This window comes from Pedobacter frigoris (assembly GCF_005116445.1).
Taxonomy (GTDB): Bacteria; Bacteroidota; Bacteroidia; order Sphingobacteriales; family Sphingobacteriaceae; genus Pedobacter; species Pedobacter frigoris.
In genome coordinates this window covers 78460-92089 of the sequence record NZ_SWBQ01000006.1, presented here as the reverse complement: position 1 = coordinate 92089, position 13630 = coordinate 78460, and the positions used below count along the sequence as shown (strand labels likewise).

Sequence of the window (13630 nt, the reverse complement as noted above, 5' to 3'; positions counted from 1 at the left end):
ACCTGCTGTTTTAATAATGCAAATATGAATACATCAAAACTAGGCCACTTTAAACTCATTTTCCTGTTGGGGATCTTTCTTTTCTCTTTTAGTGTTTTGCATGCATGCAGTAAAAAGAACAGTTTAGCAGGTTCAGATGGCGAAAAAACGGCCACTGGAAAGGATATTTACGTAGCTATCGACGGCTCCGATGCCAATAATGGGACAATTGAAAATCCGGTAAATACCATTCAAAAAGCACTGGAAATGGTTACTCCGGGATTTACTGTTTATGTCCGGGCGGGCACTTATAAAGAGAAAGTAGTATTTCCCAAATCAGGAAGAAAAGACAAAGTTATCACCTTAAAATCCTACCAGGGGGAGCAGGCTATCATCAGCGGAGAAGGACTTTCTGTATCCAGAAGTGAAGCCCTGGTTACACTAAACGGAGTAAGCTTTGTCATTGTTGAGGGACTTGATGTTTGCAATTTCAAAACAACTGCCGGACAGGTAAATGTAGACGGCATAGTTGTCAAAGGCGGCTCCACCAATATCACATTGCGGAAAAATCGTGTCTATAATATTGAGAATAATTCTTCTGCTGAACAAGGCAGAAGCGGACACGGCATACATGTCATTGGAAATACGACGGTCGTCATGACTAAAATTCTGGTAGAAGAAAATGAAATCTTTGATTGCAATACCGGTTATAGTGAGAACTTAACAATTAACGGATATGTAGACGGTTTTGAGGTGAGGAAAAACAAGGTTTATAACGGCGAGAACATAGGCATTGTAGCTGCAGGCGGGTATGCTGCAAATGCAGATCCTGCCTTAAATTATGTGCGCAATGGTATCATCGCTGACAATGAAGTATTTAATCTGGATGGCAGAACCGGACCAATACCGGCTTTTAAAGATCATAACGGAGCCATAGGGATTTATGTTGACGGAGCCAGAAATATCATCGTTGAAAGAAATCTGGTAAGGGACTGTGGCCGCGGTATTGGTATTGTCAGCGAAACCAACAATTTTCCTACACAGGAATGCTTAGTAAGGAATAACCTGGTATACAATTCTTCACTTGCCGGCATCTACCTTGGCGGCTACATCGGCTATACAGGTGGTGGCACCAATAATTGCTATGTCGTGAACAATACCATTTTCCACAACAATAAGGATCTTGGCTATTCAAATGAAGTAGAGGGAGAAATCAGACTGACAGAAAACTGCAATAATAATGTGATCAACAACAACATCATATATCCAAGAGCAGAACGTGGTGTATTCATCAATAAACAAGTCACTGGAGGAACAAATAATGCCATTACAAATAACCTGTACCATTCTGACGGGCTAAACATATGGCGATGGAACAATATCCCTTATACCGATTTCAACTTATGGAAAAATGCTTGTGGCGGCGATGCCGGTTCTACAGCGGGGATAGACCCGATGTTTATAAATCCCGGCATTTATGACCTGCATTTAAAACCTGCATCTGCTGCAAAGCAGACAGGCAAAGTTATTTCCGCAACAGTAAATGGTACAACAGACAAAGATGGTCAGACACGTATTGTAGCCAATTTGATTAGCAAGGGAGCGTATCAATAAAAAAAGAGGCCATCCTTTCGAATGGCCTCTCTTCTTTAAAAAGAATTAACCTGATTAATCTTTAGATTTCAAAGCATTGTCAATACGCTCTGATAAATCTTCAAGATGGTATTTGCTCAAACCAGATGCCGAAGGTGCTGCTGATTTTACAGATGCCAAAATTTCACGTAATTGTCCTTTAACAACTGATACTACATCACTTTGTGATGATCCACCACCAGATTGTCCCATCATACCGCCCATACCAGTTGGTGCAGCTGCTGCAGGAGGTTTAACAATATTGATCAGTTTATCTACATAGTTCTTTTGCAGATTACGACGGTACACATCAATTGCTGCATTTGACTTTAGCTCTGTAAAGATTGAATTATTAAGATCGCTGAAAAGATCTGTGATCTTGTAAGCTGCTGCTCCGTCAGCTGCTTCAGCTGAGATCAGTTTATTCAACGTGAATGTACTGGTTAGTCGGGCAATTGCTGGCCCCTGAACTTTACCTATAACATTTACCGGATCTTCACCAATAACGTCCATCAATGGTTGATCTAACAACCATGTCGGCGTAGTAAATAAGTTTCTGCTTAAAAAGTCCATCGCTTCTTTCTGCGTTGCAGCTGCCGTGCGTACGTAAACAGGTCCTTTTTCTTCAATCGTTTTTGGCGACGTGTAGATACCACCTACATTCTTACCAACATGCCCCATATAGCGACCAAATTGTCCGACTACTTCATTATATAAAGTTTTTGCATTTGCATAATCCTCATTCTCCTCTTTCGTATATACAAGCACATTAGGAATCAATCGTTTTAAGTTTTTGATACCGTATTCTGAAGCAAGCATGGCATTATCACCCAAATCTTCATTCTGGTTACGCGGATCACTTGAATCTGACTCAGTACCAAACGTCAGTCTTTTGTTCTCAGCTATCCTTTTGATGATTGTCTTATTGGAATAAGCTTCTTCTTCTGTAGCTGTTTTATACTGAGGAAGCCATTTATATGCCCATTCAATAGCCCACATATCATAATCGCCTATTCTTGGGAATATGCCTTTTTCAGTAATTTTATCTTCTGGTTGTGCTACATAATTGAAACGTGCATAGTCCATGATAGATGGTGTATGACCATTTTTTTCCACCCATTGTTTGTCTCTCAGTTTTTCAACCGGAACCGTAGCAGACGAACCAAAGTTGTGACGCAGGCCTAAAGTATGACCTACTTCATGTGAAGACACGAATCTGATCAGTTCTCCCATTAGCTTGTCATCAAATTTCAGTTTCCTTGCTTTAGGATCTATTGCCGCAGCCTGAACCATATACCAGTTTCTAACCAGCTGCATGATATTATGGTACCAGTTTACGTGTGTCTCCAAGATCTCGCCGGTTCTCGGGTCGTGTACGTGCGGTCCACTTGCATTAGGAATATCAGAAGGTTTATATACGATCACATTGTGCCTTGCATCATCAATGCTCCAATTTGGATCATTTGGCGCCAACTTAGCAACTATCGCGTTTTTAAAACCAGCTTTTTCAAAAGCTACCTGCCAGTCATTAACACCAGCGATCAGATATGGTATCCATTTCTTGGGTGTTGCAGGATCGATATAATAAACGATTTGTTTTTGAGGTTCTACCAATTCACCTCTTTTGTATTTTTCTACATCTTCCGGCTTAGGCTCTAATCTCCATTTAGTGATCACGGCCTGGTTTTTTATACCTTGTGGATTTGCATCAAAGTCAACATAACCTGTTGCAAAGTATCCAACTCTTGAATCATAAAACCTTGGCTTCATCGGCTTTGCAGGAAGCAAAATCATCGAACTGTTCAACTCATAAGTTACCGGTGTAGAAGCCGGAGGAGCACCCCCTCCCATTGCACTAGCACCCTGGCTTGGAGCCTTCATATAGGTTTTTAAAGTTCTGATTTCGATATTCAAAGGATAAGCCTTAATCTCTTTGACATATGAGCGATCAGCCATTATGCCTCCGATAGATAGCGCTCTTTTAGCACCTGCTTCAAAAAAGAAAATATCGTTATCACCGTTCATATAATCTGTTACATCGATAACAGAGCATTTTACCTTTGATGCTGAATCCTGGTAAGCTTTAACTTCAAATGAAGCAACCAGTGGCTGAATATTTGAATTTTTCAGTGATTTATACATTCCCTGATCGGTACTGTCTACTGAACGCTCACTGAAAGAAATTGCTTTCAGGAAAATTTTGTTGGCAGGTCCTTTCTCAAAACTAATCACGTTATCTCCGATATGGTCTCCACCGTATCCCATCATAGACGCACGGTTGCCTGCAGCAGCTTTACTGATCCTGTTTACGGTTAAGATCTCTCTGCCTAGGAGAGAATCAGGAATTTCGAAGAAATAACGGTCTTCTACATTGTGAACCTTAAACAATCCATTATCTGTCTTGGCTTTATTTGTGATTACCTGCTTATACGGCTTTGGCCCGGTTGCCGGGGCACCCGGACGATTCATCGCATTCGGATTAGCGGGAACATTACCTGCGGGATTTGCTGGTTTTACCTGAGCATCTGCATAAGATGCGGCAGCTACCCCAAGCATAGCTAAAAGTATAGTTTTCTTCATTATTGAATAATAGTTTAGGCACCAAAGATAAGTTACTAGGATTCAAATAAAAACGGTGGAATTATAACTTTACAGTTACACTAATGGAGCATTTTAAACAGCAATTCTTTGAGCAGTTCTCCATCTGTTATATTACCCGTGCTGTCTACCCCCTTACTTTTGAGGTCGTATTCACGAAGTAAACTAATGATATCGAATGTTTTATTTAAGCCATAACTCCGTGCAGCTGTTTCATAATCCTTAACAAAATATGGATTGACGCCCAGCTCTTTTGCGGCATCTCCCTTATTGGGTAAATAATGGTATTTTAAAATCTTTGAAAAATAAGCATTCAGGTTGGCCATCACCATCACCATTGGGTTGGCCTTTGGATTATCCGCAAAGTAATTCACGATCTGATTGCACTTCAAAACATTCTTCACCGCAAGTGCCTTTTGCAGCTCAAATACATTGTATTCTTTACTAATGCCTATATTTTTCTGTACAAGATCCGTATCAATGGTGATGTCTTTTGTGATGTTGAGCATCAGCTTTTCAACCTCATTGGCAATCTTAGAGAGATCAGTCCCCAGGTATTCGGCCATCAATGCGGAAGCCTGTGGTGCGATCTTATATCCTTTTTCTTTGACCAGTTCATCTATCCATGCCGCAAGCTTATAATCTCTGACAAGGTCCGACTGAAAAACCACTCCCCCTTTGTCTATCGCCTTATAGATCTTTTTACGTTTATCAAAGTTTGCATACTTATAGGCAAGCACAAGTATCGTCGTAGGCATCGGCTTCTCAAAATAATTGAGCACAAATTCAGCCTGCTTGCTGCTACCTTCCGTCTCCTTAGCCCATTTGAGGTCCTGAGCTTCCTTCACGACGATCAATTGATAATCAGACATCATAGGGTAACGTTTGGCGGCATTCATGACCGTCGACATGTCAGTATCCTTACCATACAAAACGGTCTGATTAAACCCCTTTTCCATATCGTTTAATATATGTTCCTCCATATAATGAACAATCTGATCAATATAATAGGGTTCCTCGCCATGTAATAAATAAACAGGCTTAAACTTTCTGGCTTTTATGTCTTTGATGATATCGGAGGCACTCATATGAATGTTCAAACTTAGATAAAAATTTTTGTCTATTTTTACAGAAATGTCATTTACTCCAACACCCTTAAACCTTCCGCAATATCCTTTTAAGATCACATTAAAGGATCAGCATCATTACATTTTTGATGAAATTAGAAAAAAACACCTGGTGCTCACACCTGAAGAATGGGTAAGACAGCATTTCATCCAATACCTGATTCTGGAAAAGAAATTCCCTAAATCACTGATTCAAATTGAGGGTGGACTGAACCTGAACAGGCTACAGAAAAGAACCGACATCGTCATCTTTAATACAGCTGGCGAACGGATCATGGTCATTGAATGTAAAGCCCCTTCGGTCAAAATTATTCAGGCTACTTTTGATCAGGCTGCGCGCTACAACTCTGTACACAAAACCAGGTGGCTCGTGGTAACAAATGGCTTAAAGCATTGCTATGCGCAGATAGACCATATTGCAGAAAAGTTTTTATTTATTGAAACTTTACCGGAGTATCAATTGCTTTAAAGCTGATTCCAATTCATATTATTTCATACCCTCAATATCTATCACATTGTATTCAAAAGATCAGGCTTCACAACTCAAACAGACTTTCTGGACCACATTCGGGCATTACATAGCGCCACAGCTTTCTACTGAGGGATTAAAGGTCAATTGGATCAATTATAAAACCGGGTTAAAACATGTGTTTTTTAAAATGCAGGCCGATAGTAAAGCTGCATTTATTGCCATAGAAATCACCCATGCAGACCCAGGTATCCAGGAATTGGTATTTGAACAGTTCAGGGAATTTAAAAAATTGCTTGAAGGTCAATTGGGAGAAGAATGGGACTGGAACCTCCACATACACGATGAATACGGAAAGGTCATCACCAGGATCAGCAAAACATTGCCGGGCGTGAGTATTTTCAAAAAAGAAGACTGGCCGGCGCTCATCTCCTTTTTTAAACCAAGGATTATTGCATTAGATGAATTTTGGACTGATGCACAGTATAGTTTTGAAGTATTTAAATAAAAAAGCCAGCTCTCTCAAACTGGCCATTTCACTGCATCTTATTAGACACCCAATGCCTCTAAGCTTTCCTCAATGATCTTAATCTTCGATTCTGCATCAGCTTTCTTATTTCGTTCATTCTGAATAATTTCGGGCTTTGCATTTTGTACAAATCTTTCGTTGCTCAATTTTGCATCCACAGATTTTAAGAAGCCCTGCAAATAAATGAGATCCGCATTCAGACGCTCACGTTCGGCATCTACATCGATAGTCTCGTTCAATTGTATGAAGAACTCATCATTCCCCACCATAAAGCTTGTCGCACCAGCTATTTTGTCATTCACAAACTCCACTTCATTGATGTTTGCCAGCTTGAAAACAATATTCAGCCACTTCTCATAGTCCAGAGCAGAGTTAACTTTAATGGCAAGTGGCAGTGCTTCTTTTGGCGAAATCTGCTTCGTATTTCTCACATTTCTGATTTCTGCAACCAGTCCTTTGATCACCTCTACCTCTTTAAGCAAAGCTGAATCAGCCAGACCAACCACAGGATAGGCAGCCACGATACAGCAATCCAGTTCTCCTTTTTCTCCGAACAACTCGTCATGCCACAACTCCTCTGTCAGGAATGGCATAAACGGATGCAGCAAAGTCAATATCTTCTCAAAGAAACCAATAGTTACCTTCAACGTGTCTGCATCTATGGGATGCTGATAAGCCGGTTTAACCATTTCCAGGTACCATGCACAGAAATCATCCCATACGAGCTTATAACAAGCCATTAATGCTTCCGACAAACGATATTGTTTAAAGTTATCTTCGATCTCCGCAAGCGCTTCATTGAACCTGTTTTCAAACCACAGGATGGCTTGACTATTAGGGTTCTCCAGGTTTTCATCTACTTCCCAGCCCTTAACCAATCTGAATGCATTCCAGATTTTATTGGCGAAATTCCTTCCCTGTTCACAGTAGCTTTCATCAAACATCAGGTCATTACCTGCCGGAGAACACAATAGCATGCCTACCCTTACCCCATCGGCACCGTATTTTTCAATAAGGCCTATCGGATCAGGAGAATTGCCAAGTGATTTAGACATTTTACGGCCCAGTTTATCCCTTACAATACCTGTTAAATAAACATTGGTGAATGGTTTCTGACCTCTAAATTCATGGCCCGCCATGATCATACGTGCCACCCAGAAGAATAGAATTTCCGGAGCAGTAACCAGATCATTTGTTGGGTAGTAATAATTAATGTCTTTATTGTCTGGATTTTTAAACCCGTCAAAAACAGATATAGGCCACAACCATGAGGAGAACCAGGTATCCATTACATCCGGATCCTGCGAAACAAATGGCGCAAGCTGGTGCTTAAATCCATTGGCTTCATCAGCCGTAAATACCCCGTCTATATCTTTAAGCTTTAAAAATTCATTCAAAGCTTCTTCTTTTGTTTTAGCTACTACCCAGTTTCCCTTGTCGTCATACCAGGCAGGAATTTGTTGTCCCCACCAAAGCTGGCGACTGATATTCCAGTCGCGCACATTTTCCATCCAGTGACGGTAGGTGTTTACAAACTTTTCAGGAATCAGTTTAATGTCTCCATTAAGTACATCTTCCAAAGCGGGTTTCGCCATTTCATCCATTTTGCAAAACCATTGCATGGACAATTTAGGTTCTATCGCTGCATTGGTACGTTCAGAAAAACCTACCTGCGATTTATAATCCTCAACTTTTTCCAGGTGTCCGGCTTCTTCCAGGAGAACAGCAATTTTCTTCCTCGCTGTAAAACGGTCTTCGCCGACCAATACTACCGCCAGTTCGTTCAACGTACCGTCATCATTTAAGATGTCGATAATTGGCAGTTTGTGTTTTATTCCCAGCTCATAATCGTTCAGATCGTGTGCAGGTGTTACCTTCAAACAGCCGGTTCCAAAATCCATGGTTACATACTCATCTTCTATAACAGGGATTTCACGATTGATCAGCGGTACAAAAACTTTCTTTCCTTTCAGATGTGTATATCTTTCATCATTAGGGTTTATGCAGATTGCGGCATCTGCCATGATGGTCTCAGGACGGGTAGTTGCAATGGTAAGGGAATTGCTTGCATCCAGTTCTGCACCATCTACCAAAGCTTTTTCACAGATAGAATACTTAATGTAATAAAGCTTCTGGTTTACCTCCTTGCGGATTACTTCTTCATCAGACACAGCAGTTTTACCAGCCGGATCCCAGTTTACCATCCTTACCCCACGGTAAATACGGCCTTTTTTATACAGGTGAATAAAACTGTCGATCACCGCTTCTGACAGATCGTCCTCCATTGTAAAACGGGTACGCTCCCAATCACAGCTGGCACCAAGCTTTTTCAGCTGTTCTAAAATGATCCCGCCGTACTTTTCTTTCCATTCCCAGGCATACTTCAAAAACTCTTCCCTACTCAGGTCCTTTTTATCGATACCCATATCTTTAAGCATGGCGACCACCTTAGCTTCTGTAGCAATAGACGCATGATCAGTACCAGGTACCCAGCAGGCATTTTTGCCTTGCATACGCGCCCTGCGGATCAATACATCCTGGATGGTATTATTAAGCATATGCCCCATGTGCAGCACTCCCGTCACATTAGGCGGAGGGATTACAATGGTATATGGCTCACGCTCATCAGGCTCAGAATGAAAAAAGTTTTTCGACATCCAGTAGCTGTACCATTTATCTTCGGTTGCTGCCGGATCGTATTTTGTAGAAATGCTCATTATTTTGAAAAGTATCAGATTTTGAGGCGTAAAAATAAGGAAAAAAAAACAGATGCTGCTCGCCTCGCCAAATCTTTTGCTGAAGGGCAAAACATTTGCATGTCGGCTCCCAACACTGATTTTTTTTGGGAAAAGCAAAAAAAAAGGCAGTACCTACAAGTACTACCCTTTCATTCTTTCGCTCCTTGCTTTCCCAAAAATAACCTGCTCTGACAACAGCACTTCCAGTCTAGCACCCTCGCTTTCCTCAAAAATCACCTTCTCTGAAACGGCATAGCGTCTTTGCGCTTCTTCAGCGCAATTATGCAGCCGTAGAAGAGAACGGTTATTTTTCCTGTTATTTTACTTATTATTTTGCCATTTTCAAATACAGCTCAAAATAATCCGTTACCTTCTGGTACAAATGTGCTCTATCCTTTCCAATCACATTGTGCTCATGACCCGGATAAATCATATAATCTAGCTGCACACCCTTTTCCACCGCCTTTTTCACAAAATCTACAGAATGCTGCTGTACAACAACCGGATCCTGCTGACCATGGATCAATAACAATTTGCCTTTCAACTGATCTACTTTTGAAGACAAGTAAGTTGCCGCATAACCTTCAGGATTCTCTTGAGGCGTATCCATATAACGCTCAGTATACATCACTTCATAGAAAGCCCAGTTGATCACCGGACCACCCGCTACCGCAGCTTTGAACACACCAGGGTGTGTAACCATGAAATCCGTAGTAGCGAAACCACCGAAACTCCAACCAAATAATCCCATGTTAGTCGCATCAACATAAGGCAGGCTTTTCAGGTAATCCACCGCAGTCATCATATCCTCCATTTGCACCTCTCCCGCTCTGCGGAACATGGATTGCTCAAAAGCACGACCTCTGTTGTCACTTCCCCTTACATCTACCGTAAGTACCACATAACCACGTTCAGCCATATACCTGAACCAATAATCACCAGCGCCGGCATTCCAGCCATTGGTGATCAGTTGAGCGTGAGGGCCTCCATACCAATATACCACAACAGGATATTTTTTTGAAGCATCATAGCCAACAGGCTTATACAAGCTCGCATAAAGATCATCCCCTGATTTCCCTTTGATGGTAAATACAGTGGAGCTCTCCGTAGCATAAGCCGACAAAGGATTTGCAGCTGTCAACAGTACCTTAGGTTTCGCAGGCGTTGCTGCTTCAAATATCTGGATCACTCTTGGCACCTGTGGGCTGCTATAATTGTCTACGACAGTATTTCCTGAGGTACTGATCTGTACATTATGAACCGCATAACCCTGCGTAATTCTCCTGGACTTCCCGGTCTTAACATTCAAAGCATAGAGATTCCTAGTTACCGGAGATTCTTCAGTAGAAATGTAGAACAATTGATCGCCCTTCGCGTCAAAACCTTTCACCTCTAGTACCTCCCAGGGACCTTTAGTCAGTTGCTTAACAAGTTTTCCATTGATATTATACAAATAAAGATGGTTCCAGCCATCCCTGTTGCTTTGCCAGATAAATTTAGAAGGATCATTTTTAAGAAACAATATAGGCACCAATGGCTCTACATATTTATCATCTTTTTCTTCAAATAGTGTCTTAATGAACTCTCCTGTAACTGCATCGAACTGGTTCAGGCGCATGTGATTTTGTTCCCTGTTAAGCACTGCGATGTACACATACTTATCATCAGGACTCCAGGCAATATTGGTCAGGTATTGCTCTACGGGAGTGCCCGTTTTCAGATATACCGTTTTTTTAGTTTCAGGATTGTAAACGCCAACAGTTACCTGGTGACTTTTATCACCTGCCATAGGATATTTGATGTTTACGTTTTTTGCAGGCCTGCTGGCCCAGTCAATGATCGGATAATCCGTAACCATACCTTGGTCCATCCTGTAAAACGCAAGCAATTTACCTGCATTGCTCCAGAATATCCCTTTTGAAATTCCAAATTCATCTCTGTGTACAGAAGATGCATAAACAATGTCTTTACTGCCATCATTGGTCACCTGCTGTTTATCCGTACCTTTCGATACAAAAAGATTAAAATCATCCAGATAAGCTACATAACCTGCATTACCGCCTTCCGCATTTTCTTTAGCTGCCAGCGTCTGATCCATCAAAACTTCATAGGTATTCTTAGCAGGGTTTAGGGCAATTTTACTTCCGTTTAAATAAACGATCCATTCCGCCTGTTGGTTAAACTGAATCATCGGCATCATCTTCACTGAATCAAGCTTTGCTGCACTCAGCTTTTGGTTCAATTGGGTTAAAGAAAGAAAACTCTTTTCCTCTTTATCTTTGAAATTGCCACTGATCCAAACCGGACTGCCATTTACACGCTTGGCGTATACATAATTTTCAGTACCGTAAATAAATTGAATCTGCGAAAGATTTTCAGGAGCGAGAGTAGTGCGGGCATTTAACATCGCATCCTGCATGGTCAATTGTTTGTTCTGAGCATTGCCAAAAAAAGCAAGAGCTATCAATTGAACTAATAAAATAAGTCTTTTCATTATTTTTCTATTTGCCAGTCGAAGCTGGCTCAAAATTTATATGAATAATTTAGTTATGCGGCAAACTTAGATAAAATGTAGCAAATAACATCCTACCTTTGATGTGTGAAAAACATCTTTATAGGTTTACTTTTTGCAATGTTATGGGCTTCGGCATCAGTAGCTACCAAATTCGGGATATTGTCAGCACCCCCATTGATATTGGGCAACATGCGTTTTTTCATTGCCGGTTTTGTGCTGCTCTCCTATGGATATATGTTCAATAAGGACAAATCCTACCGCTGGCCCAAAGCTGAGGAATGGAAGCACCTTGCTATTTTCGGATTTCTAAACACAACGGTATACCTGGGTATGTACGTATATGCGATGAAATATACCGCAGCCGGCATTGGCAGTCTTGCGACATCTACCAATCCCCTGCTCATCGTTTTGCTTTCTTCGTGGATGATCAGCAGAAAACCATCAAAAGAAGAGGTATTCAGTATCATTATTGGCATGATCGGAATCGCAATTGCCACTTACCCACTTTTACAAAACGCCAGCACCACCTTGTCCGGACTCACCATCTTAATGTTGAGTATGGTATCTGTTTCATTCGCCAGTGTGTATTATGCAAGGGTAAAATGGAAGCTTCCCAATATTTTAATCAATGGCTGGCAAGTCACCATTGGAGGACTGTTATTAATTCCCTTCACGCTTTCCATGAGCGATTTTTCAACCATAACATTAGACAACAGGCTGATATTTTCAGTACTATGGCTCAGTCTCGCTGTCTCTGTAATAGGATTGATCTGCTGGTTCTATCTTTTAAAAATTGACACCGTCAAAGCCTCTCTATGGCTCTTTTTATGTCCTTTATTTGGTTTTTTCTACGCTTGGTGGTTGTTGGATGAGCCTATAACGCTTTATACTGTCGCAGGAACATTGCTTGTCGTATTCGGCTTGTATCTTGGTCAAAAAAACAACTTCAAAAAGAAAGTTCAGTAAACATAATTTATTGCTTCTACACAATAAATTATGTTAAAATATGTTAAATACATATAAAAAGACTGACTTATGAGAACTATAAGAATATTTTTCATTACAGGTAGTATATTAAGAAAATTCAGCCTGACCAGAATTTACTATTGGTTCAATAAGTAAATATTTGTTTCATCAAACATATTTTGTTAAAAAAACAATATGTCACCACTTGGTAAAATACTATGTTTTACTTTTATGCAATCATAAGTGTTAACTTACTCCTAATGCGGTGATGACCGGCTGGTATTAAGCCAGTTGTAGTTTTTTTTTGATCAATACGCTCAAACATAAGAAAGAGGGCGCTATAAACAGATTCAGCGCCCTCAATCTTAATATGCTGCTTTATCTAAAGCTGCATTTGCCTTATTTTTCAAATTGTCTTCTGCATCCTTATAGACGAGGTCAGTAATTTTATCTAAAGCTTTTAATACCCTTTCCATTCCATTTGGTTCATTGATGTCTACTCCACAAAAAGTATTTCCATTTGCTTTTGCCTGCAGCACCATATAATAGACACCAGCTACCTGCAAGGCCAGCAAAGACCGTATATCAGTATCTGCATTTTCGAAATAGGGACCTATCAGCTTAAATATTTCCTCACCAAACTCTTCTCTTTTAAAAGAAACATCTTTGATCATCTTATTTTTTTCGCTGATTTCCCAAATGATGATCTTCTGCATCTCTTCCGCAGTATAAAAAAAAGTAAGCTGCCTGTTCAAAATAGACTTCAAAAGCTCTTTCCCATGATCCACATCGGCCTGCATTAATATATCTTCCATATTTTCAGAGAGACCAATCCAATAGTCTTTTGCTTTTACATAGGTTTCAATCAGATTATTTACATTATTATCAAAATAGCGGTAGATCAGTTTTTTATTTACTTCTGCCTTCTTGGCAATTTTATTAACTCCCAGCGCAGTATATCCCTCTGTTTTAATGATCTCACCAACGGCATTGATCAATTTGAGCATGGTCTTTTCTTTATCCCTTATTTCACCGGAAACTATTTTTCTTGGTTTAGTGTTCATTTGTTTAAATTAG

9 protein-coding genes are annotated in these 13630 nt (G+C 40.4%); 4 read left to right on the top strand and 5 right to left on the bottom strand.

Annotated features, from left to right (window positions below; genetic code table 11):
* The first annotated feature begins 24 nt into the window (after positions 1 to 24).
* Positions 25 to 1593 carry a right-handed parallel beta-helix repeat-containing protein gene (locus tag FA047_RS18290; protein WP_169304455.1) on the top strand — a complete coding sequence of 523 codons (1569 nt, stop codon included), beginning with the start codon at positions 25 to 27 and terminating at the stop codon, positions 1591 to 1593.
* Positions 1594 to 1647: 54 nt separating this feature from the next.
* On the opposite strand, the gene FA047_RS18285 is transcribed toward FA047_RS18290, so the two are convergent.
* Positions 1648 to 4191: a zinc-dependent metalloprotease gene (locus FA047_RS18285; protein ID WP_136837542.1), complete on the bottom strand. Its 2544-nt coding sequence runs from the start codon at positions 4189 to 4191 to the stop codon at positions 1648 to 1650.
* Between the two features lie 80 nt (positions 4192 to 4271).
* A complete protein-coding gene (holA, locus tag FA047_RS18280) occupies positions 4272 to 5297 on the bottom strand; it encodes a DNA polymerase III subunit delta (RefSeq protein ID WP_136837541.1) in 1026 nt (341 codons plus the stop codon).
* A gap of 46 nt (positions 5298 to 5343) precedes the next feature.
* On the opposite strand from holA, the gene FA047_RS18275 reads away from it, so the two are divergent.
* Together FA047_RS18275 and FA047_RS18270 are read left to right on the top strand one after the other, a co-directional pair.
* A complete protein-coding gene (locus FA047_RS18275) occupies positions 5344 to 5805 on the top strand; it encodes a type I restriction enzyme HsdR N-terminal domain-containing protein (RefSeq protein ID WP_136837540.1) in 462 nt (153 codons plus the stop codon).
* 46 nt (positions 5806 to 5851) lie between these two features.
* Positions 5852 to 6313 carry a DUF4268 domain-containing protein gene (locus FA047_RS18270; protein ID WP_136837539.1) on the top strand — a complete coding sequence of 154 codons (462 nt, stop codon included), beginning with the start codon at positions 5852 to 5854 and terminating at the stop codon, positions 6311 to 6313.
* Positions 6314 to 6354: 41 nt separating this feature from the next.
* Here FA047_RS18270 and FA047_RS18265 read toward each other — a convergent pair whose 3' ends face one another.
* Complete coding sequence (locus FA047_RS18265; protein ID WP_136837538.1) at positions 6355 to 9051, bottom strand: valine--tRNA ligase; 2697 nt, start codon at positions 9049 to 9051, stop codon at positions 6355 to 6357.
* 349 nt (positions 9052 to 9400) lie between these two features.
* Positions 9401 to 11566: a S9 family peptidase gene (locus tag FA047_RS18260; RefSeq protein WP_136837537.1), complete on the bottom strand. Its 2166-nt coding sequence runs from the start codon at positions 11564 to 11566 to the stop codon at positions 9401 to 9403.
* A 105-nt stretch (positions 11567 to 11671) separates the two neighbouring features.
* Between FA047_RS18260 and FA047_RS18255 the strand changes: the two genes are divergently transcribed.
* On the top strand, positions 11672 to 12553 hold the full coding sequence (locus tag FA047_RS18255; protein ID WP_136837536.1) for a DMT family transporter: 882 nt from the start codon (positions 11672 to 11674) through the stop codon (positions 12551 to 12553).
* Positions 12554 to 12918: 365 nt separating this feature from the next.
* On the opposite strand, the gene FA047_RS18250 is transcribed toward FA047_RS18255, so the two are convergent.
* Positions 12919 to 13617 (bottom strand): TetR/AcrR family transcriptional regulator, encoded by a 699-nt coding sequence (locus FA047_RS18250; protein WP_136837535.1) that lies wholly within the window; start codon positions 13615 to 13617, stop codon positions 12919 to 12921.
* Positions 13618 to 13630 lie beyond the last annotated feature (13 nt).